Here is a 21,909-nt window from a genome sequence, read left to right on the forward strand (position 1 = left end):
TCGGCGCCTGGCCGGACAGGAACCGGGCGAGTTCCTCGGGCGGACGCACGGTCGCCGAGAGCCCGATGCGCTGGGCGGGCCGGCCCCCGGGGACGTCGCGTGACAGGTCGTCGAGGCGCTCGAGCGACAGGGCCAGGTGCGCGCCGCGCTTGCCGCCGGCGATGGCGTGGATCTCGTCGACGATCACGGTCCGCACGCCGGCCAGGGTTTCGCGCGCGGACGAGGTCAGCATCAAAAACAGCGACTCCGGCGTGGTGATCAGCACGTCGGGCGGGGAGTTGATGAGCTGACGACGGACGGCGGGCGGGGTGTCGCCGGAACGGACCCCGACGCTGATGTTCGGTGCGGGCTGGCCGTGGCGCTCGGCGATCCGGGTGAGGCCGGCCAGCGGGGTGCGCAGGTTGCGCTCGACGTCGACGGCCAGCGCCTTGAGCGGTGACACGTAGAGCACCCGGGTCCCGGACGGGCGCTCGGCGCCGCCGGCGAGGCTATCCAGGGCCCACAGGAAAGCCGCCAGCGTCTTACCGGACCCGGTGGGCGCGATCACAAGAGTGTTGTCGCCGTCGGCGATCGCGTCCCACGCGTCCGCCTGCGCGGTGGTCGGAGTGGCGAAGGTGCTGCCGAACCACTCACGCGTGATCGCGCTGAACCGGCCTAGCGGGTCGCGAGTGGTCATCTAGCCATGGTGCCAACAGGCACCGACAAAAACGATCGGCTAGCGCGGTTCGAGACGAGCGGTCGCCATCGCGTGGGACAGCTCGTCGGGGATCTCCGGCACCCGGGCGATCGCGTCGAACAACGCGTGCGCGCACGAATCGGCGAGGCGGTCGGCGTTGGTGCTGGGGTCGATGATGCGCTGCCGGCACGTCTCGAAGGTGAACGCGAGCCAGCCGTGGCAGATCACCCGCAGGTCCCGTTCGACGTCGGGTTCCAGCTTCGTCCCCAGCTTGTGGACGAGCTCGGCGATGCGGCTCATGATGTGTTCCATTTGCCGGTTCTTGGCGTCGTCCTCCACGCCCAGCAGAACCGGGTCCGACCGGCCCAGGCCGACGTATGCGGCCCACGCCGCCTCCGGGTTCTGCTCGTGATAGGCCATGTAGGCGAGCACACCGCTGCGCACCTCTTCGAACATCGTCAGTCCGGTGGCGGTGTCCTTGTTGGTGGTTTCGTACAGCCGGTCGGCCTCGTCCTTGACGACGGCGGCGAAGAACGCGCGCTTGTCGGGGAAGTAGTGATACATCAGGGCCCGGGACACGCCGGCGCGCTCGGCGATCTCGTCGATACGGACCTCGTCGTAGGGCCGCTTCCCGAAGACTTCGGCACCTAGCGCGAGCAGCTCGGCGCGCCGATCCTCTGGGGATAACCGCCTCCTGGCTGTCGGCATGTGTCAGATAGTACTCACGGTGTTCAAGATCACTCGCCGACTGCGCGTTATTCGAACTTCCCCCCTGGCCAGCGGTAACTCGCCTGAGTAATTGACGGTGTTGGTACTTCGGCGCGCGGAGGCCTTCCCGCTGCCGACCCCCGCCATTTCGCGCGCCGCTTTGGTGGCTGCTGCTGGGCCGGCGACGCAGGCGATATCGAGGCGGTAAGCGGTTTACCCGGGTTTAGCGCGGGGTATCTGCTCCCATGCGCCTTCTCGCCGGGCCGGCAGGACCGGGCGGGAGGAAATTTCAATAACGCGGTAATAAATGCCGCGTAACGAACGATGGATCAAGAGCAGCCGGAGATATGAGGTTCTCAGATGCCAAAAGCGGATGAGCGATCACGAGGTGATCGCTTAGGCCAGGAAGACGGCGAGGTACACGCCGCCATCCGTTTTGCCGCCCTGGCCACGGCCGCCGGCGTCGGGTTCATCGTCCTGGCCGCGTTGTGGGTCAGCACGTGCCCGGGGACGGGCGTCGACACCGCGGCGTGCGGCGCGCCCCAGCGGACGGTGCTGGCATTGGGGGGACCGCTGATTCTCCTGGCCGGCGGGCTCTGGGCATTCCTGCGCACCTACCAGGTATGGCGCCACGAGGGGACCTGGTGGGGATGGCATGGCGCGGGCTGGTTTCTGCTGACGCTGACCGCGGTGACGGTCTCTATGGGGGTGCCCGCGATCGCGGGACCGGTTCTGGCCCTTTAGCCGCTTCCGGCGCTTAGCTGACGGCGCGCTGGCGCGGCGGGCTCTTGGCGCCCGCGACGTGCCACTGCTCGTCGATGCGGCTCACGCGGCGAAGCTCTACGACGAACCACAGCGCCCCGGCCACGGTGCCGAGGACCGCGACGAGGACCGTCGTGGGCAGCCATTCGTAGTGTCCGTACGCGGCGGCCGCCGCGGTGGCGATCATCCCGGCGACTGCGACGACGAACAGGATGAATCCCGGCCAGAACAGGTTGTCCTTCATCGTGATACCAGCGTGAGGTTGCGTGGTCCGGAAATGGTCCGTCGGATCGTGATGCCTGTCTCCCATCACCTCTCCCTCCGCCTCTCCCTCCGCCAATGACGGATGAGATAACCAACCTTGTAAAACGCCGTCAGATAGGGCCTGGCGCCTCGCGAACCAGCGCCTCGGGCAGCGTGATCGCCCCCACCGTCGTCACGAGCCAGACGACGGTCGTCGCGGCAATCCAGGACGCGCCGCCGTGGATGGTGAGCCCGTGAGTGAACCCCGACGCCAGACCCAACGCGACGACCGTCAGCGCGAGCCCGGTGCCGCCGAAGAGCAGCGACGCGTACGCGCGCGGCAACCGCAAAATCCACGGGGACAGGATCGCCTGCAACACCGAGAACACCACCACCGCGACCACGAATCCGGACACCGACACCCGAACGCCGGGGACAACCCAGGCGGCCACCGCCAGGCCGATCGCCCACGATCCCAGAAGCACAACTGCCCGAAGCAGAATTTGCCTCATGACGACAAGTGTAGGTCTCGCGGTTGCCGCCGTTAAGGGCCGCGATTACGGACCGCGATCGCCAATCGCAAACCGCTTCGGAGGGTTCGCCAGAAAACCCGGTCGTTGCGGTTACCGGGCGCGCGGAGCGGGTATCTGGACTAGACCATGAATGAGTGCCGCGATGCTGCGTTAGCGTGGTTATCCCATCATGGGAGACAAAATCACGAAGGCACCGACATAGATGGCTATCGCGATAACGACCAATACGACCAGCGTGATCCCGGCGACGACTGCGACGCGCTTGAGCCGGCGCGTCCGCACTGTGTCGGTCGTGTCAGGCCCGTTCATATCGGGTGGAATACCCGGCGGGAATCGTGACTAACCGGCTCGATCACGCGGTCGAAGGCGGGCTGCGAAGCGGAAGTAGTGTCAGTCAAACATTGCCGGGAGACCATATGACCGATGCGCGATTGCACGGGAGCAAGCGCCAGCGAGGCCACCGCGCCGTCGAGGTACACGTTGCTGCACGCCTGGAAAACCTGGCGATGCTGCGCACCCTGGTCGGTGCCATCGGCACCTTCGAGGATCTCGATTTCGACGCCGTGGCGGACCTACGGCTCGCGGTCGACGAAGTGTGCACTCGGTTGATCCGGTCGGCCACCCCCGATGCCACGCTCGTCGTATTGGTCGACCCGCTCGACGACGAATTGATAGTGGAGGCGTCCGCGGCGTGCGACACTCACGACGTGGTGGCCCCGGGTAGCTTCAGCTGGCACGTGCTGACCTCGTTGGCCGACGACGTCCAGACTTTCCATGACGGTCGCGAACCCAGTGAAGCCGGCAGCGTTTTCGGTATCGCGCTGACGGCGCGAAAGGCGGCCGCCACCCGGTGACGGCCCGAGATGCCGGCGGTTCGGATACGCGGCCGAACGAATACGCCGATGTTCCGGACATGTTCCGGGAATTGGCTACTTTTCCCGCCGACTCCATGGAATTCCAGCGCCAGCGGGACAAGATCGTCGAGCGGTGCCTGCCGCTGGCCGATCACATCGCCCGGCGGTTCGAGGGGCGGGGGGAACCGCGCGACGACCTGGTTCAGGTCGCCCGGGTCGGGCTGGTCAACGCGGTGGTCCGCTTCGACATCGACGCCGGGTCGGACTTCGTCTCGTTCGCCGTGCCCACGATCATGGGAGAGGTCCGACGGCACTTCCGCGACAACAGCTGGTCGGTCAAGGTTCCGCGGCGGCTTAAGGAACTGCACCTGCGGCTGGGCACCGCCACCGCCGATCTGTCCCAGCGGCTCGGCCGGGCCCCGACCGCGACCGAACTGGCCGGCGAACTGGGAATGGATCGCGACGAGGTCATCGAGGGCCTGGTGGCGGGCAGCTCCTACAACACGTTGTCCATCGACAGCGGCGGCGGCAGCGACGACGACGACGCCCGCGCGATCGCCGACACTCTGGGCGACGTGGATACCGGCCTGGATCAGATCGAGAACCGCGAATCGCTGCGACCGCTGCTCGAGGCGCTGCCCGAGCGGGAGCGGACGGTGTTGGTGCTGCGCTTCTTCGAATCGATGACCCAGACGCAAATCGCCGACCGGGTCGGCATCTCACAGATGCACGTGTCTCGGCTGCTGTCTAAATCGCTAACCCGATTGCGCGACCAGTTGCGGTAGCGCCACCGGCGGCCCAGGTCGTCGACTGCAGCAGCGGCTCGTCGGCCGGTGACGTCACCGGCAGGGTGCCGTCCGGGTCGCAGACACGCAGCAACCGCGAGACCGCCGCATTCGTTACCATCGCCCAGGATGTCTGGGCGGCCGAGCACACCACGTTAATGCGATGCAGCGCCGAAAAACCGGCTGTACCAATGAATTCCAGTCCGCGCAGGTCCACTATCACGCGCTGGGAAGGGCTGGCGCTGCGGCGCACATACTCGGCGAGCTGATCCGAGTTGGCGGCATCGAGCTCACCGTCGACGGTGATCACCATGCCCCCCGGCTCCCAGCGGGCGCTGAATTGGGCGGTGTGGCTTTGTTGCCAAGATTGGGTCACAGGCATTGCGTACTCCCTCGCTACCGGAGGATTCGTGCTGTGGAATACGCCAGCCGCGCGTCCTAAAACGCTTGGGGGCAGGGAATTCGCCTACCTCGACGTCACCGACGTATTCCGGGTGGCTGTGAACTCAACCTGTCCCGAACCCTACCCGTGCCTGGACGGCCCGACAACGTTTCGCGAGTATTGCCGGTCGGACCCTTACTTGATCTCGGCGAGCACCGTGCCCTGGGTGATGGCGGCGCCGGCTTCGACCGCGAGTCCGGTGATGGTGCCGTCCTTGTGCGCGGTGACCGGGTTCTCCATCTTCATCGCCTCGAGGACGACGACCAAGTCGCCGGCGGCGACCTCCTGGCCCTCCTCGACCGCCACCTTGACGACCGTGCCCTGCATGGGTGCGGTGACCGCGTCACCCGACGCCGCCGCGCCGGAATGCGAACCGCGCTTGCGGGGCTTGGGCTTTTTGCGGATGGCGCCGACGGCGTCGGTGGTGGCGCCGTTGGACAGCGCGAGGTCCGCCGGCAACGAGACTTCGAGCCGCCGGCCGCCGACCTCGACCACCACTTTCTGCCGCGGCCGCGCGTCCTCGTCGTCCAGCGGCTCGCCGCCGGTGAAGGGCTCGACGGTGTTGTTCCACTCGGTCTCGATCCAGCGGGTGTGCACCGAGAATCCGTCGTCGTCGCCGATGAACGCCGGGTCGGACACCACGGCGCGATGGAACGGGATCACCGTGGCGAGGCCCTCGACCTCGAATTCGTCCAGCGCGCGCCGCGCCCGAGCCAGCGCCTCGTTGCGGTCGGCGCCGTAGACGATCAGCTTGGCCAGCATCGAGTCGAACTGCCCGCCGATCACCGAGCCGGTCTCGACGCCGGAGTCCAGCCGCACGCCCGGACCGGTGGGCGGGTGGAACTTGTTCACAGGGCCGGGGGCCGGCAGGAAGTTGCGGCCCGCATCCTCACCGTTGATGCGGAATTCGATGGCGTGCCCGCGCGGCGTGGGATCCTCGGTGAGCTCCAGCCTGTCGCCGTTGGCGATCTTGAACTGCTGCAGCACCAGGTCGATGCCGGCGGTCTCCTCGGTGACCGGGTGCTCGACCTGCAGGCGGGTGTTGACCTCCAGGAACGAGATCAACCCGTCCTGGCCGACCAGGTATTCGACGGTTCCGGCGCCGTAGTAGTGGGCCTCTTTGCAGATCCGCTTGGCGGACTCGTGGATCTCCTTGCGCTGGGCGTCGGTCAGGAACGGCGCCGGCGCCTCCTCCACCAGCTTCTGGAAGCGGCGTTGCAGCGAGCAGTCGCGGGTGCCGGCGACGACGACGTTGCCGTGCTGGTCGGCGATCACCTGCGCCTCGACGTGGCGGGGCTTGTCCAGGTAGCGCTCGACGAAGCACTCGCCGCGGCCGAACGCCGACACCGCCTCGCGCACCGCCGACTCGTACAGCTCGGGAATCTCCTCGATGGTGCGGGCCACCTTCATGCCCTTGCCGCCGCCGCCGAAGGCCGCCTTGATCGCGATCGGCACGCCGTATTCCTTGGCGAAGGCCACCACCTCGTCGGCGTCCTTGACCGGGTCGGGGGTGCCGGGAACCAGCGGCGCCTGCGCGCGGGCGGCGATGTGGCGGGCGGTGACCTTGTCGCCCAGGTCGCGGATGGACTGCGGGCTGGGGCCGATCCAGATCAGGCCGGCATCGATGACCGCCTGGGCGAAGTCGGCGTTCTCCGAAAGGAATCCGTACCCGGGGTGGATGGCGTTGGCGCCGGACTTCTCTGCCGCGTCGAGGATCTTCCCGAAGTCCAGGTAGGACTCCGCCGACGTCTGACCGCCCAGGGCGAACGCCTCGTCGGCCAGGCGCACGTGCGGCGCCTCGGCGTCGGGCTCGGCGTACACCGCCACGCTGGGCAGGCCCGCGTCGCGGGCCGCCCGGATCACCCGGACAGCGATCTCGCCACGGTTGGCGACGAGCACCTTGGCGATCCTCGAGCTGGCGTGATTGGCCACTTCGCCTCCTGTTTGGCTGGACGTCTCTTTGTCTAAGAGAATTTCTTACAAGTCTTGTCCGGGGAAGTTTATGCGCCGCGCCGTGGGCGCTGATACCCGGTCTCCGATCCGTTTGAAGATCACGTTTGCGATCACGCCGCCTCGCGCAGCCGCCGTTTGATGCGGGCCAGCATCGCCGACATGCCGCGCAACCGCAGCGGGCTGATCAGAGCGGCCAGACCCAGCTCGGCGTAGAAATCCTCGGGTACCGCGAGAATGTCGGCGGCGGGTTGTTCGTCGAGCCCGGCGGCCAGGATCGAGGCAAACCCGCGGGTCGTCGGCGCCTCGGCGGGCGCGCTGAAGTACAGCCGCACCCGATCCGGGTCGTGCGCGTCGACATGCAAAAACAGCGGTGACTGGCACTCGGGGACCGGCTCCATGGCCGCTTGTTCCATGTCGGCGGGCAGCTCCGGCAGGTCGTTGGCGAATTCGAGCAGCAACGTCAGTTTGTCCTGGCCCTGCACTTCGGCGAAGTCGGACACCACCTCGGCCAGCGGCGCGGGCAGACTCATCAGACCGGCACGGCTCCCGGTTCCTCGCCGGCGACGATCGGCACCCGCACGGTGTTGCCCCACTCGGTCCACGACCCGTCGTAATTGCGCACCCCGGGCTTGCCCAGCAAATGGGTGAGCACGAACCAGGTGTGGCTGGACCGCTCGCCGATGCGGCAGTAGACGATGGTCTTGTCGTCCGGCTGCACAAAGCCGTACAGCTCTTCCAGCTCTTCGCGGCTGCGGAAGCGGCCACTCTCGTCGGCCGCCTTGCCCCACGGGATCGACCGGGCGGTGGGGATGTGGCCTGCGCGCAGCGCGCCCTCTTCGGGGTAGTCGGGCATGTGGGTGCGCTTGCCGGTGTACTCGTCGGGCGAGCGCACGTCGATCAGCGGCTGGCTGCCGAGGTTGGCCAGCACGTCGTCCTTGAACGCGCGGATCGGCGCGTCGTTGCGCTGCACGACGGGATAGCCCGACGAAGTCTTGGTGGGGACCTCGAGCGTCATGTCCCGGCGATCGGACAGCCATAGGTCGCGCCCGCCGTTGAGCAGCCGCACGTCGGCGTGGCCGAACAACGTGAACACCCACAGCGCGTAAGCCGCCCACCAGTTGCTCTTGTCGCCGTAGATCACCACGGTGTCGTCGCGGGCGATGCCCTTGCGGTCCATCAGCTCGGCGAACTGCTCGCCGTTGATGTAGTCGCGCACGCGCGGGTCGTTGAGGTCGGTGTGCCAGTCGACCTTCACCGCACCCGGAATGTGGCCGACGTCGTAGAGCAGGACGTCCTCGTCGGACTCGACGATCGCCAGGCCCGGGGCGCCCATGTTGGCGGACAACCAGTCGGCGGTGACCAGCCGTTCGGGGTGGGCGTAGGCCGACAGCGTGGGGCTCGGATCAGGAGGTAGCGGCACAACGTCGAGCCTACCGCCAGGAAAAAAAGCGGGTTATTGACCCGCGAGTACCGATTAAACTTACGGCTTACCAATAACACCCGAGGGGCGAACCAGATGGAAATACTTGTCACGGGGGGCGCGGGCTTCCAGGGAAGTCATCTATCCGAGTCGCTACTCGCGAACGGGCATTGGGTCACTGTCCTGAATACATCGTCGAAGAGCGCAACCCGAAACACGAGTGACTTTCGTTCGCACGAGCGCGCCGCCTTTATTTCGGGTTCGGTGACTGATGGGGAAACGGTGCATCGCGCGGTGCGCGATCACCACGTCGTTTTTCATCTGGCCGCCAATATCAACGTCGACCAGTCTCTCGGCGAACCAGAGAGCTTTCTCGAAACCAACGTCATGGGTACCTACCGCGTGCTCGAGGCGGTCCGACGCTACAAGAACCGGCTGATCTACGTGTCAACCTGCGAAGTGTATGGCGACGGACACAATCTGCGGGAGGGCGAGCTTCTCGACGAGAGAGCGGAGCTGAAACCGAACAGCCCCTACGGTGCCTCCAAGGCGGCGGCCGATCGGTTGTGCTACTCCTACTACCGCTCCTATGGCCTTGACGTCACGATTGTTCGGCCATTCAACATCTTCGGGGTGCGGCAGAAAACCGGGCGATTCGGCGCGCTGATTCCACGACTCGTCCGCCAGGCCATCAACGGCGAAAGCCTCACGATCTTCGGCGACGGCTCGGCGACACGCGACTATCTATACGTCAGCGACATCGTTCGTGCCTACAACCTTGTGTTGCAAAACACCGGGCTTCGCGGACAGGCGATCAATTTCGCGAGCGGCAAAAACACCCGGGTGAAGGACATCGTTGAGTACATCGCGGAAAAGTTCGGCGCCAAGATCGCCTATCGCGAGGCACGCCCCGGAGAAGTCGCTAGTTTCCCGGCCAACATCGATCTCGCAAAGAGCATCGGATTCAAGCCCGAAGTCGGTATCTGGGAAGGCATCGACCGCTATATCCAATGGGCGAAGGATCAGCCGCAATACGCCTACGAACAAGACGGGGTCGGCGGCGTCTTGTCTTTCCAGTGAGCCCCATCATTGCGGGTAAAAAAAGCGCATCTTGACCCAGTTCACCGCAGTTAGGCTGATGAAAGGCTGCATTCCACATGCGGCGGGTGTTGTGTCGTGTTCAGGGAGCGAGAAATTGACGTGAACGGTCCGGCTGAGGTGTCGATGCGTGGCGGCGAGTGGGATGGCGAGTTCTTGACGTCGCTGCACGGGGATGTCGACGCGTGGAGCGCCCACGACGCGCTGGCGCAGTTGGTTGCGATGTTCGGCGGAGATTTCCCGCGGCACGACAGTCTGGCGGACCGGTTGGCCTACCTGGACGAGTTCAGCGAGGTATGGGATTACCGGAGCCGGACGCGGGCACGTTACGGGGAACAGGTGCGGTGCCAAGACGCCGGCGGCGGAGCGCGGTGGATGATCCCCCGTCTAGACCTGCCGGACCGGCAGCTGAACACGATCACGACGCTGGCGCGACGGCTGGGCCTTACAGATGAAACATGGCCCACTGAAACAAGATTCGACTACATGCTGGTGATCGGCACCGGACGTTACTCGAACATGCTCAGGGCCCGGTTGGCGCGGGACCTGGCTGCAGAGAACCGCGTCGGTCATGTCGTGTTGGCCGCCGCTTCTCGGCGGCTGTTGCCGTCCGAAGACGACGCGGTCGCATCCTGCGCGCCAGGCGCGCGTTCCGAATTCGATTTGCTGGCCGCCGCCGCGGCCGACGCGTTTGGGGTGGATACTCGCGAAGCCGTACGGCATGGGCGTCAGCGGGGCGGCGACCCGCATCGAGGCCAGATGGTCTGGCGCTTCGACGAAGACAGCAATGGCCTCGGGCTGCCCATCACACTCATCGAGGCACCGTCGCCGGACCCCGACATCCGCCGTGCCACCTCCGCGGATACCTTCACCTTTACCGCGCGGACCCTGGATATGAACCAATCGAGTTGTCTACTGGTGACCGGTCAGCCGTTCGTCCCCTATCAGCACTTCGACGCGCTGCGAACTCTGGCCCTGCCGTTCGGAATTCGTATCGAGACCGCGGGTTTCGGCATCGACCGCTACGAAGGACTACACGACATGGACCTGCAGCATCCCGCCAAACTGTTGCAGGAGGTCCGCTCGACGATCCGCGCAGGCCGCAGTCTGCTGGAACGGATCGAGGCTTGCCAACGAACAGCCCACGCTCCGCGCTGACGTCGCCCAGGATTACTCGTCGGCGGTGATCGTGCATGGTGTGGCGGGCGGATAGCTGCCCGATACCGCGCGCAGCCGCCCCGGCGGCGGCCAGGGCCGCAGCCCCATGTTGCCCAGATAGCGCAGGGGATTGACGTGTGCACGCCCAACCCGCGTCTCGAAATGCAGATAACCGTCCGTCGATTGGTCTTCCGCACCGATGCTGCCAATCCGGGTTCCCGCGCTTACCCGATCACCGCGCGCGATTTGTGTGTCGCCACCAGGCCGGAACACGTAGCGGATTTCGGTATCGCCGTTCGAGATGATCACTGAGTAAAGATCACCGACATCGCTTGCGCGGCAAACAGTTCCGGATATGACCGCGTAGATCGGGCTGCCGGGGTCAGCGGCGAAGTCGACGCCGGGATGGAAACCGTCCGCGCGGGGCCCGTATCCGCGGCCAATCGCGCGTGGCTCCGCCTCGATCGGCAGCCGCGCCCGCGGCTCGATCCGGTCGAAGTCGCCGCGCACTCGCCGCTGGTAGTCCGCTTTGAGGAGGTCGACCTCGTCGAGTGCATAGCCGAACAACAGCGACCGATCGTAGGCCACGCCGAAGTTGTGCCGAAAATCCGGATCGAGCCGCAGATAGTGTTTGACTCGCGAGATCCGTTCCTCCAACGTCGCCCAGCCGTTGTGCGTCAAGCGGATTCCGTCCAGCTGCCCTATCCGACCGTGCTCGGTGATGTTGGCCGGCCAGTGCGAATTGTGCATCAACTTGGGCCCCGCATACAGGCCCGGGTACCAGCGCCAAAACGGCCCGCGCATCGCCTCGGCGGTGCCCATCACCGGCACCATGTCCGGATATTCCGGATCATCCCAGCGGGAAACCATCGGACACATCAGCGCGGCTACGTCGTCCGGTGTGCGCGCAAGCACCTCACGGATGTCCACGTCGATCTGGAAAGTCCAGTCGGCGTCCACCATCACCATCCAGTCCGGGCGACAGAAATCGGCCATCCGGTACAGCAGCTCCAGCCCGGTGGACTCGGGGACCAGCCATGGTGTGGACGGTAGATCTGCCCGGGCGCGAACAACATTGGTGACCGCGGGGTGGTTCGCGAGAATCGCGGCGGTGTCGTCGGTGCTGCGGTCGTCGATCGCGTAGATGTCGTCGCTGAAGGTGGCCAGCGAGTCCAACGTTTCGGCCAACGTCTTGCCGGCGTTGTGGGCACGCGTGACCGCCAGAATCCGCAACGAGTTCCCCTTTAAGCCGCCAGAACCGAAGTGTAATAGCTGGGCTTGTCGGAGGGCGAGTCGTAATCGCCAGGCGTCCCGAGCAGGCCGTGATCGGCCAGGAGCTGCGCGGCCGTGGTCCCCGTCGACTGCCACCCGTGGTTGTCGAGATACCCGGCGACCTCGTTGCGGGCCCCGGGATAGTTCAGCGAGCAGATGTCCAGATCGAATCCGTGGTCGCGCCAGGTGCGAGTCGCACCGCGGATGATCTCTTGGACCCGCCCGGAGTCCAGCTCCGCCGACCCCACGAACGCCTCGATGGCCATCCGGCTTCCCGGCGCGCTGAGCCCGGTGACGTTGTCCAGCAGGCGATCCTGGGCTTCAGGGGGGAGATAACCGAACAATCCTTCGGCGATCCAGGCGGTCGGTAACGCGGGGTCGAATCCGCTACGCAGCAGCGCGACCGGCCAATCGTCCCGCAGGTCGGCCGGCACCATTTGCAGCCGCGCCGTGGGCTGGGCGCCCAGCCTTGCCAGCGTTTCGGCCTTGAACCGAAGCACGGCCGGCTGATCGATCTCGAACACCGCCACGCCCGGCGGCCACGGCAGCCGGTAGCCCCGCGCGTCGAGCCCAGACGCCAGGATCACCACCTGCCGGATACCGGTCGCGGTCGCGTCGGTAAGGAACTGATCGAAATAGCGAGTGCGGGCCACCAAATCGGTGGTCATTCGCTGCAGACCCCAGGCCGCTCCGGGCTCGTCGACGTCGGACGCGCGGAGCTCTCCGGTGGCCCATTTGACAAGGAATTCGATACCCACCGCGCGGACCAACGGCTCGGCGAACGGGTCCTCGATCAGCGGCTCGGGCGAATTGGTGGCCCTGGCGCGGCCCGCGGCCACCAGCGTCGCGGTCGCGCCGACATGGCTGGCCAGATCCCAGCTATCGCGGTCTTGGCGCATCACGATTCCGCCTTTCTGGTGTGGGATCTCGGCGCCCGAGGGACGGCCGAGCTGCACACTTCGAATCTAGGAAGATTTGGTCTGGCGGAACTCCGCCGATCGGCCCGCAATGGTGATGAACGCGTCGTCCCCCGATCGGGGGACACGGCGGGGGTTGGTTACCGCGGCTGGTCGGTCAGGGTGCCGCTGATGAAGATGGTGTCGTCGTCTCCGGCGGGCGCATCGAGGCCGCTGCGCCGGAACAGTTCGGCGAGCGGCACGCCCTCGAGCTGCCAGCCCAAGGCGGTCAGGTAGTCGAGGACGTGGTTGCGTTCGCCGGGGTAGATCAACGAAGCCAAGTCGACGTCGACGCCATGGTCGCGGAATGGGTTGGATATGGTCCGCGCTCGCTCGGCGCCGAAATCCACGATACTGGAAACGAATTCGGTGGCTGCCATGCTCCCGGGCGCACTGAGTGCGGTGATGTCGTCGAACAGCCGATCCTGGGCCTCCGGCTTCAGATAAATCAGTAGCCCCTCGACCAGCCACGCCGTCGGTGCTGACGAGTCAAAGCCGGCGGCTCGCAACGCCGTGAGCCAGTCCGCGCGCAGGTCGATGGGCACGGCGCGCAGAGTGGCGGAGGGCTCCGCGCCCAGGTCGGCCAAGGTCGTCGTCTTGAACTCCATCACCCGTGGTTGGTCGACCTCGTACACCACCGTCCCGGCCGGCCACGACAGCCGGTAGGCCCGGGCGTCCAACCCGGAAGCGAGGATCGCCACCTGCCGAATACCCCCATCGGTGGCGTGGAGGACGTAGTCGTCAAAGTACTTCGTGCGCACCGCGTTTCCGTCGACCATCGCCTGCGCCACGGTCGGCGAGACGTCCGCGATCGCCGACATGCCGAGTTCGCCGTCCATCAGCTTGGTGAAGAAATCCAGGCCCACCGCACGGACCAGCGGCTCGGCGAACGGATCGTTGATCAAGCCGCGCGGATCCCTGGTGGCCAGCGCGCGCCCGGCCGCGACAATGGTGGCGGTGACGCCGACACCAGACGCCACGTCCCAGCTGTCGTCGTCGGTGCGGGGCATCGGCCCACCTTAGCGCCGCCTAATTCTGCGGTGCGGTGTTATTGGCGTCGGAACAGACGCCCGTGCTGACTACAGAACCAGGCGATGTTGCCGTCCGGACCGCGGACGAAGTTTGATCGACTGCCGGTGGGCTGGCCGTCGGGTCCGAGGTCGAGCCCGTAGTCGGGCCGGTAGAAGGCGAGGCCCAGTTCGACGCTGTTTTCGCCATCCGGGTCGGCATCGCCGGCGCCCATGGTGCCGGCGAGCTGGCCGTGCCTTGCCCGGAATTCGATGACCGTTTGCTCGACGCTGCCATCTTGCGAGACTTGCTCGGCAAGGTACCTGCCCTGGTAGGGCTCGAGCTCGGCGGCGCCAAGGTGTTGTGGTGTGGCGGGCAGGTTGGTGACCCCGGCGAATCTCCGCAACGCCCAGTCGCAGGCGAAGAGGTCGTTGATCAGATGAAATCCACCATCGGAATTGGTGAGCACGGTCATGGCGAAGTTGCGATCGGGCACCATGACGAAACCGGAGCGTTGCCCCTTCCAGGTCCCCCCGTGCTCAACGATGGTCACATTCTCCGCGGAGGGCCGCAGCATCCAGGTCACGCCCATCCCGGTCAGCTCGACAAAAAGTGTTCCGCCCGCGCCCGGGTTCGAACGCATCGCCTCCAGCGACTGTCGGCTCAGGGTCCGCTCGCCATTGGGCACCCTGCCGTCGCCGAGGTGGAACTGTGCGTAGCGCAGCTGATCTCGCGCCGTGGACATCAACCCACCGGTGGGATTGCAGCTGCGCGGGAATGCCCAAAAGTCGGTATCGACCAGGGGTTTGCCGTCGACCACCCGGTGAGGTGCCGCCACATTCAGACCGATGATCTGGTCGGAAAAGTAGTGGGTGTGCGCCAGCTGCAGCGGGTCAAGCACCAGTTTCTGCATCGCAGACTCGTAGGTTGTTCCGGTGACAAGCTCGATGATGCGGCCCGCCACCACAAGGCCCGAATTGTTGTACGAGAACGCGGTTCCCGGAGGAGTCAGCTGCGGTAAACGTGTCATCGAGTTGACGTAGCGCCCCACCGCGTCATCGCCGCGCCCGAAGTCCTGCCCATTGCGACCATCCCAGCCCGCAGTGTGGTTGAGCAGTTGGCGCACGGTCACCACGGCGCTGGCTGACTCGTCGGCCACCGCGAAGTCGGGGATAAAGCGACGCACGTGTGAATCCAGGTCTACCTCGCCCCGCTCGACCAGCCGCATCATCGCCGTGCCTGTGAAAGTCTTTGTGGTAGAACCGATTCGGAAGACGGTGTCGCCGTCGACGGGCAACGGATGGTCGACGTTGGTGACCCCGTAGCCCTTGACGTATTCTTGGCCGCCGGCCCACACGGCAACCGCGACGCCCGGAATCGCATAGGCCTTCATGCCCGCGTTGATCTTGGCATCGAGCTCGTCGAACGCTACGCCAAGGTCTGTGCGGTTAGCGGTTTCAACCACGGCAGCGGCGATTTCTTGCGGCGGTGACCGCGGCGACCCGGCCCGTGGCGGCTGATCTGAATGGGTTCGTGGGCGGCGGTAACGTCCACATGGCCATTAAATATAACTGAACGTACCCGAAACATCCTGAAGCCCAGGAGTGGGAGTGGATTCGGTTGCAGCGCTTGGGGCCTCGCCCGCTCCCGCGGGACCCGGTTTTACCGCGGGCGGTGCTGGCCGAGCGGATTGTCCGCCCACAGCGCGGCGATCGACAGGCCCGCGCGGCCGAGCAGCGATCGCGTCAGCGGCAGCCCGAGGCCCACCACAGCCGACGGGTCGCCGTCGACACCGTCGATGAACCAGCCGCCCAGGCCGTCGAGCGTGAACCCTCCGGCGACCCGCAACGACTCCCCGACGGCAAGGTAGGCCTCGAGGTCATCGGGTGATGGATTACCGAACCGCACAGTGGTGATAGATGTTTCCGCGTCACGATGAACGATTTCGCTGTCCACCAATCGGATAGCGCAGTGGCCGGTATAGAGCCGGCCGGCCCGGCCCGCCATCGACTGCCACATCTGACGAGCGGCAGCGACGGATTGCGGCTTACCGCACAACCGGTCGTCGATGTAGAGCATCGAATCACAGCCGATGACAACGCAATCCGCGGCGATGCCGCCATCCAGCCTGCCGGCGACCTCATCAGCCTTGGCCACCGCCAGCGCGTTGACGACGTCACCGGGTGATGCGTCCGGGCCCAGGGCCGCGGCGATTGCATCCTCGTCCACACCGGAGACGACGACCAGCGGATCGACGCCGGCCTGGCGCAGCACCTTGAGCCGGCCGGCCGAGGCCGACGCCAGCACCAGCCGGGTCACTGCTTCATATGAGTCATCTGCTGCATGGTGAGCCGCTGGTAATTCGTCATCGCAAAACGCAACCGGTCGACCGGGAGGCCCCAGCGGGTGCGCTCGGCCGGTGGCGGCTCCGGCGCAGCGCCGGCGGCGCCCAGCACGGCGATCAGTGCGGCCAGCTCCTCGGCGGTGGGTTGCCCCTTGAGGATCTGGATGTGCGGCTCGTGCGGCTTCTGAGTCTCTTGGATATCCGGGCTCACAGTGGGATGTTCCCGTGCTTCTTGGGCGGCAGGTGCGAGATCTTGCGCTCCAGCAGACGCAGCGCCGTGCCGATGTAGCCGCGCGTGTGCGACGGCGGGATCACCGCGTCGACGTATCCGCGCTCGGCCGCGACGTAGGGGTTGACGAGCGTGTCCTCGTACTCCTGCTGCAGCTGCAGCCGCAGCGCGTCGACGTCCTTGCCTTCCTTGGCGGCCTCGCTCAACTGCTTGCGGTAGACGAACCCGACGGCGCCCGAGGCGCCCATCACCGCGATCTGCGCCGTCGGCCAGGCGATGTTGACGTCGCAGCCCATGTCCTTGGAGCCCATGACGCAGTAGGCGCCGCCGTAGGCCTTGCGGGTGATGACGGTGATCTTCGGGACCGTGGCCTCGCCGTAGGCGAACAGCAGCTTGGCGCCGCGCCGGATGATGCCGTTGTATTCCTGGCCGGTGCCGGGCAGGAAGCCGGGCACGTCGACCAGCATCACGATCGGGATGTTGAAGCAGTCGCAGGTCCGCACGAACCGCGCCGCCTTCTCGGAGGCGTCGATGTCCAGGCAGCCGGCGAAGTGCGTCGGCTGGTTGGCCACGATCCCCACCGGCCGGCCCTCGATCCGACCGAACCCGACGACGATGTTCTGGGCGTAACCGCCCTGGATTTCCAGGAACTCGTCCTCGTCGAGGATGCGGGTGATCACCTCGTGCATGTCGTACGGCTGGTTGGGGGAGTCGGGGATCAGCGTGTCCAGCTCGATGTCCTCGTCGGTGAGGTTCTCCTCGATGGCGCCCACCGGGATGGGCGCGGCGTAGCGGGGCGGATCGGTCGCGTTGTTGGGCGGCAGGTAGCTCAGCAGGTCGCGGACCCATTCGAAGGCGTCCTGCTCACCGGAGGCCACGTAGTGCAACGTGCCGGACTTGGCCATGTGGGTGTGGGCGCCGCCGAGCTCCTCCATCGTGACGTCCTCGCCGGTGACGGTCTTGATGACGTCGGGTCCGGTGATGAACATCTGGCTGGTCTGATCGACCATCACCACGAAGTCGGTCAGGGCCGGCGAGTACACGTGCCCGCCCGCCGCGGCCCCCATGATCAGCGAGATCTGCGGGATGACACCGGAAGCCAGGATGTTGTTGCGGAAGATCTTGCTGTACAGGCCCAGCGAGACGACGCCCTCCTGGATGCGCGCCCCGGCACCGTCGTTGATGCCGATCAGCGGGCGCCCGGTCTTGATCGCCAGCTCCTGGACCTTGACGATCTTCTCGCCGTACACCTCGCCGAGGCTGCCGCCGAACACGGTGGCGTCCTGGCTGAAGATGCATACGTCACGGCCGTCGATGGTGCCGTAGCCGGTGATGACGCCGTCGCCGAGCGGGCGGTTTTTCTCCAGGCCGAAGTTGGTGCTGCGGTGCTTGGCCAGCGCATCGAGCTCAACGAACGAGTCCTCGTCCAGCAGGGCGAGGATGCGCTCCCGGGCGGTCAGCTTGCCCTTGGCGTGCACCTTCTCGACGGCCTCTTCACCGACCGGGTGCAGTGCCTCTTCCCGGCGCTTGTGCAGCTCGGCCAGCTTGCCCGCCGTGGTGTGGATGTCGATGCTGTGCTCGGCCGCGGGTTCCGCGGTGTGGTCGGTAACGCTCGTCATGGGTGTCGAGCTTAGCGGCGGTTATCCCGTCTTCCCCATGAAGGGCCTGCCCATGAGGGTGAGGTCTCGGGTCGAGCGATCGTGAAGATCCCCGAATCTGAGTCCAAAGCAGCCGAAGTGAGCAAAATTAGATGCGCGAGAGCAAGGAGGGCCTGATGGGCCATTGTCCCGAACCCGTCGCGAAAAGCTTGTCGCAATGACCGGGGTGCAGCATGCCCATCCGGCGATGACGGCGCGCCAGCGGATGACCGTGGTCGCGGCCGGGCTGGGCATCTTCATCGTGTGTGTGGACGTCAACGTCGTCAACGTCGCGCTGCCCAGCATCCAGGCGGCGTACAGGGCGGGTGAGCGAGGTCTTCAGTGGGCCGTCGCAGGCTATAGCCTGGGCATGGCTGCCGCGTTGATGAGCTGTGCCTTGCTGGGTGATCGGTACGGTCGCAAGCGCGGGTTTTTGATCGGGCTCGCGGTATTCGTCACCTCCTCCGTCGTGTGCGCGCTACCCGTCAGTCTTGGACTGTTCACGGTGGCGCGAATTATTCAGGGCGTGGGAGCGGCCTTCATCTCGGTGTTGTCTCTCGCCCTGCTCAGTCACGCGTTTCCCGACCCGGGGTTGAAAGCGCGGGCGATAGCCGGCTGGATGGCCATGGGGAGTGTCGGTGCAGCGGTTTCCCCGGCGCTGGGCGGGTTCCTGGTCCAGGACCTCGGATGGCGCAGCGTCTTTGCGGTGAACCTCCCGATGGGAGCAATCGTCGGGCTCCTCACGCTGGTTGCTGCCGCTGAGTCCAGGGATCCCGACCCGACCCAACTCGACTGGCCGGGTCAGCTGATGTTCGCCCCCGCGATCGCAATGATCGCTTACGGACTCATCGAGGTCCCGCGGATGCATCGGGAGCTGAACGTAGTAGGGCCGGCGCTGCTGCTGGCTGTCGTGCTGCTATGGCTGTTTGTTCGGCACGAACGCCGTGCGGCATTCCCCTTGATCGAACTTCAGCTGCTTAGCCAGCCGGTGTACCGATCGGCGCTGCTGATCTACTTCCTGGTGACATCCTGCTTTTTTGGCTTGCTGATGGTGGCCACCCAGCATTTCCAGAACGTACGCGCGTTCTCTCCCATGCACGCGGGTCTGCTGCTGTTGCCGGTCCCGGTGGCATTTGGGGTCGCGAGCGTACTGGCTGGCCGCGCGGTAGAAGATTCGGGCCCCCGACTGCCGGCGCTGGTCTGTCTGGCGGCGTCGATCATCGGGTTGGCGCTATTCGCGGTCGCCATCGGCCGCGCAATCCCCGTGGTGATCATTGGCCTGGCGCTATTCGGTGCGGGGTATGGGGGCTGCGCCACGCCACTGTTGCAGCTTGCTATGACCGAGGTTGACGATCACCGAGCCGGTATGGGCGCTGGCCTGATCAATCTGCAACGGTCGCTGGGCAGCATTTTCGGCGTCGCACTTTTCGGCTCCGTCCTCGCGGTCTGGCTAAGCGCGACGTTGCCGACCCGGCTGGACACGGTCATCGCCGATCCCGCCGAACGCAAAGCGGTCATCGGGGCCGTAGTGGAAGGCGCGAATCCGTCCGCCCACCCCGCAAACATTGGGCCAGGCCATCCAATGACATCAGCGCAGGAGCGTCTGGTGGTGCGCGCTGCCGACAAAGACTTCATCGGCGGCGTCCGGCTAGCGGTCGCCGGCGGGGCGGCATTGCTCACGGCAGGCTTCATTCTTGGTTGGAGGCGGTTTCCGCGCACCCGCGGCGATCTCGGTGGACAGCAGCTCAACAGCGGCACCAGGGATCCGGTCCTCGACGCGCGCGACCAGAGCCCTCGATGAGCCGCGCGTTCTAGGCTGGGTCCGGTGACAGACTCCGATGAGCTCAGAACGCCACTGGACGCCGCCGCACTGCGCGCCGAGTTGATCGGCACCGGGCTGGGCTGGCGACGGCTCGACGTCGTCGACGAAACCGGTTCCACCAACGCCGATTTGCTGGCCCGCGCTGCCGCGGGAGACGACGTCGCGGGGGCGGTGCTCATCGCCGAGCATCAGACCGCCGGCCGCGGGCGGCACGGCCGCGGCTGGTCGGCCTCCCCGCGCGCGCAGATCACCATGTCGGTCGGCGTCAGCGTCGTGGACGTCCCGACCGAGGGCTGGGGCTGGCTATCGCTGGCCACCGGGGTGGCCGTCGTCGACGCGCTGGCCCCGCTGCTCGACGGCATCGGCGTGCAGGCCGGGCTGAAATGGCCCAACGACGTGTTGGCCGGTCCACCCGATTCGCGGGGCAAACTGGCCGGAATCCTCGCCGAGGTGACGCGGCCGGTCGTGGTAATTGGCTTGGGGCTCAACGTCACTCAGGCCCCAGAGGAGGTCGACGAGCCCGGGACCATTGCGCCCACGTCGCTGCTCAACCTCGGCGTGGCCGCGCCCGACCGCAACACGTTGGTCCGCGCCGTGTTGCGCGAGCTCGGCAGCCGCATCACCGCCTGGCGGCTCGCACGCGGGGCCGACTGGCAGCTGGCCGCGGATTACCGAGCCCGCAGCCTGACTATCGGCACGCGGGTGCGCGCCGAACTTCCGGGCGGCCGGGAAGTCGTCGGGACCGCGAGCGCCGTCGACGACCAGGGCAGGTTATGCGTGGAAACGGAGGGGGAGACCGTCGTCGTTTCCGCCGGCGACGTGGTGCATCTACGTTAGGAAGCGGTAACTTCGCGACCATGAGCTACCCGGACAACGCCCTGGCCGCCGGCGAACAGGTCGTCATACACCGCCACCCGCACTGGAAGCGCTTGATCTGGCCCGTCGTCGTACTCATCGTGGTGACCGCGCTCGCGGCGTTCGGGTCGGGCTATCTCAACTCGACGCACTGGGGGCAGCTCGCCAAGAACATCATCTACGGCGTCATCTGGGGGATCTGGCTGGTGATCGTCGGCTGGCTTACGCTGTGGCCGTTCCTGAGCTGGCTGACCACACATTTCGTCGTCACCAACCGGCGGGTGATGTTTCGGCACGGGGTGCTGACCCGCAGCGGGATCGACATCCCGTTGGCGCGGATCAACAGCGTGGAATTCCGGGACAAGATCGTCGAGCGAATGTTTCGCACCGGCACGCTGATTATCGAGTCGGCGTCACAAGATCCGTTGGAGTTCTACGACATTCCGCGCCTGCGCGAGGTGCACGCGCTGCTGTATCACGAAGTCTTCGACACCCTGGGTTCCGAGGAATCGCCGAGCTGACGCGCCCGCGCCCTGTTGCGCCAGACCCGCAGCAGCGTGACGTTGCCGCCCTCGATTTCGTCCTCGAAGATTTCGGCGATACCGCCCGCGGTGAGGGCGGATTCGAGTGCCTTGTCGGGGCTGCGCGCGAACTCGTCGGGGAACACCCAGCGCCGGAACGCCCAGAACCGGAACGCCATCTGCAGCAGGTTGCCGATGATGTACGCCGAGATGAAGTCGGCGATGTTCTCCACCGTCAGCGACACCGTCGGCACCCGCAGTTGCAGGACGTAACTGGAGATCCACAGCGGGGCCATGGACAGCAGCACACCGACGCCGCTGAACGCGAAGAACAGCAGCGCCTCGTGGTGGCGCTCGCGCCCGCCGCGGTCGCGGAAGCTCCACTCCCGGTTCAGCACGTAGGACGCGATGACGGCGACGATGCCCGCGATGACCTTGGCGGTCACCGGCTTGGGCTCGAGGATCGTGAGCTTCAGCGTGTAGAAAATCGCCGAGTCGATGATGAACGTGGTGCCGCCGACGATGGCGAATTTGATCAGTTCATGATGGCGCTGCGCATACGGCTGAATGACCCCGGGCAAGCGCGCGATTGTGGCTTCGGCGAAGGACACAACACGTCAGTGTACGGACGGA

General features: G+C 66.2%; 24 protein-coding genes. 8 read left to right on the top strand and 16 right to left on the bottom strand.

Translation table 11 applies throughout. The features are described from left to right. Both A5736_RS19685 and A5736_RS19690 read right to left on the bottom strand, forming a co-directional pair. The coding region (locus tag A5736_RS19685) for a DEAD/DEAH box helicase (protein ID WP_139333446.1) at positions 1–676 on the bottom strand (676 nt) is incomplete at its 3' end. A 39-nt stretch (positions 677–715) separates the two neighbouring features. Beyond that, positions 716–1,384 carry a TetR/AcrR family transcriptional regulator gene (locus A5736_RS19690; RefSeq protein ID WP_076125576.1) on the bottom strand — a complete coding sequence of 223 codons (669 nt, stop codon included), beginning with the start codon at positions 1,382–1,384 and terminating at the stop codon, positions 716–718. Between the two features lie 360 nt (positions 1,385–1,744). Here A5736_RS19690 and A5736_RS19695 point away from each other — a divergent pair, with 360 nt between their 5' ends. Then, positions 1,745–2,128: a hypothetical protein gene (locus A5736_RS19695; RefSeq protein ID WP_076057658.1), complete on the top strand. Its 384-nt coding sequence runs from the start codon at positions 1,745–1,747 to the stop codon at positions 2,126–2,128. 13 nt (positions 2,129–2,141) lie between these two features. Here the strand turns inward: A5736_RS19695 and usfY are convergent, their stop codons facing one another. Continuing rightward, a complete protein-coding gene (gene usfY / locus A5736_RS19700; RefSeq protein ID WP_076248106.1) occupies positions 2,142–2,456 on the bottom strand; it encodes a protein UsfY in 315 nt (104 codons plus the stop codon). A 64-nt stretch (positions 2,457–2,520) separates the two neighbouring features. Beyond that, the gene (locus A5736_RS19705) at positions 2,521–2,901 is read right to left on the bottom strand and encodes a phage holin family protein (RefSeq protein WP_076125580.1); all 381 of its coding nucleotides are present in this window, start codon (positions 2,899–2,901) and stop codon (positions 2,521–2,523) included. Positions 2,902–3,338: 437 nt separating this feature from the next. On the opposite strand from A5736_RS19705, the gene A5736_RS19710 reads away from it, so the two are divergent. Together A5736_RS19710 and A5736_RS19715 are read left to right on the top strand one after the other, a co-directional pair. After that, complete coding sequence (locus A5736_RS19710) at positions 3,339–3,776, top strand: anti-sigma factor (protein ID WP_076125582.1); 438 nt, start codon at positions 3,339–3,341, stop codon at positions 3,774–3,776. Further along, positions 3,773–4,561 carry an RNA polymerase sigma factor SigF gene (locus A5736_RS19715; RefSeq protein ID WP_076125584.1) on the top strand — a complete coding sequence of 263 codons (789 nt, stop codon included), beginning with the start codon at positions 3,773–3,775 and terminating at the stop codon, positions 4,559–4,561. Before A5736_RS19710 ends, A5736_RS19715 begins: the two co-directional genes overlap by 4 nt. Here A5736_RS19715 and A5736_RS19720 read toward each other — a convergent pair. The 4 genes from A5736_RS19720 to A5736_RS19735 form a co-directional block, all read right to left on the bottom strand. Then, entirely contained in the window at positions 4,524–4,943 is a 420-nt protein-coding gene (locus A5736_RS19720; RefSeq protein ID WP_083667583.1) for an STAS domain-containing protein, read from the bottom strand. The two genes, A5736_RS19715 and A5736_RS19720, sit on opposite strands and share 38 nt — an antisense overlap. A gap of 195 nt (positions 4,944–5,138) precedes the next feature. Then, positions 5,139–6,935: an acetyl/propionyl/methylcrotonyl-CoA carboxylase subunit alpha gene (locus A5736_RS19725; RefSeq protein WP_076248108.1), complete on the bottom strand. Its 1,797-nt coding sequence runs from the start codon at positions 6,933–6,935 to the stop codon at positions 5,139–5,141. 131 nt (positions 6,936–7,066) lie between these two features. After that, the gene (locus A5736_RS19730; protein WP_076057664.1) at positions 7,067–7,486 is read right to left on the bottom strand and encodes a SufE family protein; all 420 of its coding nucleotides are present in this window, start codon (positions 7,484–7,486) and stop codon (positions 7,067–7,069) included. Then, positions 7,486–8,376 (bottom strand): sulfurtransferase, encoded by an 891-nt coding sequence (locus tag A5736_RS19735; RefSeq protein WP_076125589.1) that lies wholly within the window; start codon positions 8,374–8,376, stop codon positions 7,486–7,488. Before A5736_RS19735 ends, A5736_RS19730 begins: the two co-directional genes overlap by 1 nt. Positions 8,377–8,472: 96 nt before the next feature. On the opposite strand from A5736_RS19735, the gene A5736_RS19740 reads away from it, so the two are divergent. Together A5736_RS19740 and A5736_RS19745 are read left to right on the top strand one after the other, a co-directional pair. Further along, complete coding sequence (locus tag A5736_RS19740; protein WP_076248109.1) at positions 8,473–9,456, top strand: NAD-dependent epimerase/dehydratase family protein; 984 nt, start codon at positions 8,473–8,475, stop codon at positions 9,454–9,456. 144 nt (positions 9,457–9,600) lie between these two features. Then, entirely contained in the window at positions 9,601–10,632 is a 1,032-nt protein-coding gene (locus A5736_RS19745; protein ID WP_254848412.1) for a hypothetical protein, read from the top strand. A gap of 12 nt (positions 10,633–10,644) precedes the next feature. Here A5736_RS19745 and A5736_RS19750 read toward each other — a convergent pair whose 3' ends face one another. The 7 genes from A5736_RS19750 to A5736_RS19780 form a co-directional block, all read right to left on the bottom strand. Continuing rightward, positions 10,645–11,865, bottom strand: coding sequence for a peptidoglycan DD-metalloendopeptidase family protein (locus tag A5736_RS19750; protein ID WP_076248111.1), 1,221 nt, complete (start codon positions 11,863–11,865; stop codon positions 10,645–10,647). Between the two features lie 11 nt (positions 11,866–11,876). Further along, complete coding sequence (locus A5736_RS19755; RefSeq protein WP_076248157.1) at positions 11,877–12,806, bottom strand: SAM-dependent methyltransferase; 930 nt, start codon at positions 12,804–12,806, stop codon at positions 11,877–11,879. 155 nt (positions 12,807–12,961) lie between these two features. Next, entirely contained in the window at positions 12,962–13,870 is a 909-nt protein-coding gene (locus tag A5736_RS19760; protein ID WP_076248113.1) for a class I SAM-dependent methyltransferase, read from the bottom strand. A gap of 38 nt (positions 13,871–13,908) precedes the next feature. Then, positions 13,909–15,345 carry a serine hydrolase gene (locus tag A5736_RS19765; RefSeq protein ID WP_139333447.1) on the bottom strand — a complete coding sequence of 479 codons (1,437 nt, stop codon included), beginning with the start codon at positions 15,343–15,345 and terminating at the stop codon, positions 13,909–13,911. 185 nt (positions 15,346–15,530) lie between these two features. Further along, a complete protein-coding gene (locus A5736_RS19770) occupies positions 15,531–16,187 on the bottom strand; it encodes a nucleoside triphosphate pyrophosphatase (RefSeq protein ID WP_076248116.1) in 657 nt (218 codons plus the stop codon). Then, positions 16,184–16,423 (bottom strand): acyl-CoA carboxylase subunit epsilon, encoded by a 240-nt coding sequence (locus tag A5736_RS19775; protein ID WP_083667585.1) that lies wholly within the window; start codon positions 16,421–16,423, stop codon positions 16,184–16,186. Before A5736_RS19775 ends, A5736_RS19770 begins: the two co-directional genes overlap by 4 nt. Beyond that, complete coding sequence (locus tag A5736_RS19780; RefSeq protein WP_076125604.1) at positions 16,420–18,060, bottom strand: acyl-CoA carboxylase subunit beta; 1,641 nt, start codon at positions 18,058–18,060, stop codon at positions 16,420–16,422. Before A5736_RS19780 ends, A5736_RS19775 begins: the two co-directional genes overlap by 4 nt. A 226-nt stretch (positions 18,061–18,286) precedes the next feature. On the opposite strand from A5736_RS19780, the gene A5736_RS19785 reads away from it, so the two are divergent. From A5736_RS19785 to A5736_RS19795, 3 genes are read left to right on the top strand one after another with little or no spacing between them, the layout of a single operon-like run. Further along, positions 18,287–19,879: an MFS transporter gene (locus tag A5736_RS19785; RefSeq protein ID WP_083667593.1), complete on the top strand. Its 1,593-nt coding sequence runs from the start codon at positions 18,287–18,289 to the stop codon at positions 19,877–19,879. Between the two features lie 24 nt (positions 19,880–19,903). After that, complete coding sequence (locus A5736_RS19790; protein ID WP_076125609.1) at positions 19,904–20,737, top strand: biotin--[acetyl-CoA-carboxylase] ligase; 834 nt, start codon at positions 19,904–19,906, stop codon at positions 20,735–20,737. 20 nt (positions 20,738–20,757) lie between these two features. After that, positions 20,758–21,276: a PH domain-containing protein gene (locus tag A5736_RS19795; protein ID WP_076118993.1), complete on the top strand. Its 519-nt coding sequence runs from the start codon at positions 20,758–20,760 to the stop codon at positions 21,274–21,276. Here the strand turns inward: A5736_RS19795 and A5736_RS19800 are convergent. Further along, entirely contained in the window at positions 21,231–21,887 is a 657-nt protein-coding gene (locus A5736_RS19800; RefSeq protein WP_076125611.1) for a GtrA family protein, read from the bottom strand. The genes A5736_RS19795 and A5736_RS19800 overlap by 46 nt on opposite strands. Between the last annotated feature and the right edge of the window lie 22 nt (positions 21,888–21,909).

The sequence above is a fragment of the Mycobacterium sp. SP-6446 genome, from assembly GCF_001954045.1.
In the GTDB taxonomy this organism is placed as follows: domain Bacteria; phylum Actinomycetota; class Actinomycetes; order Mycobacteriales; family Mycobacteriaceae; genus Mycobacterium.

Excerpts from the sequence above, each read along its gene's own strand:
- A5736_RS19720 (WP_083667583.1), bottom strand. The coding sequence starts at position 4,943 with ATGCCTGTGACCCAATCTTGGCAACAAAGCCACACCGCCCAATTCAGC.
- A5736_RS19785 (WP_083667593.1), top strand. The coding sequence starts at position 18,287 with ATGACGGCGCGCCAGCGGATGACCGTGGTCGCGGCCGGGCTGGGCATC.
- A5736_RS19780 (WP_076125604.1), bottom strand. The coding sequence starts at position 18,060 with ATGACGAGCGTTACCGACCACACCGCGGAACCCGCGGCCGAGCACAGC.
- usfY (WP_076248106.1), bottom strand. The coding sequence starts at position 2,456 with ATGGGAGACAGGCATCACGATCCGACGGACCATTTCCGGACCACGCAA.
- A5736_RS19730 (WP_076057664.1), bottom strand. The coding sequence starts at position 7,486 with ATGAGTCTGCCCGCGCCGCTGGCCGAGGTGGTGTCCGACTTCGCCGAA.
- A5736_RS19705 (WP_076125580.1), bottom strand. The coding sequence starts at position 2,901 with ATGAGGCAAATTCTGCTTCGGGCAGTTGTGCTTCTGGGATCGTGGGCG.
- A5736_RS19695 (WP_076057658.1), top strand. The coding sequence starts at position 1,745 with ATGCCAAAAGCGGATGAGCGATCACGAGGTGATCGCTTAGGCCAGGAA.
- A5736_RS19745 (WP_254848412.1), top strand. The coding sequence starts at position 9,601 with ATGCGTGGCGGCGAGTGGGATGGCGAGTTCTTGACGTCGCTGCACGGG.
- A5736_RS19690 (WP_076125576.1), bottom strand. The coding sequence starts at position 1,384 with ATGCCGACAGCCAGGAGGCGGTTATCCCCAGAGGATCGGCGCGCCGAG.
- A5736_RS19760 (WP_076248113.1), bottom strand. The coding sequence starts at position 13,870 with ATGCCCCGCACCGACGACGACAGCTGGGACGTGGCGTCTGGTGTCGGC.
- A5736_RS19740 (WP_076248109.1), top strand. The coding sequence starts at position 8,473 with ATGGAAATACTTGTCACGGGGGGCGCGGGCTTCCAGGGAAGTCATCTA.
- A5736_RS19710 (WP_076125582.1), top strand. The coding sequence starts at position 3,339 with ATGACCGATGCGCGATTGCACGGGAGCAAGCGCCAGCGAGGCCACCGC.
- A5736_RS19795 (WP_076118993.1), top strand. The coding sequence starts at position 20,758 with ATGAGCTACCCGGACAACGCCCTGGCCGCCGGCGAACAGGTCGTCATA.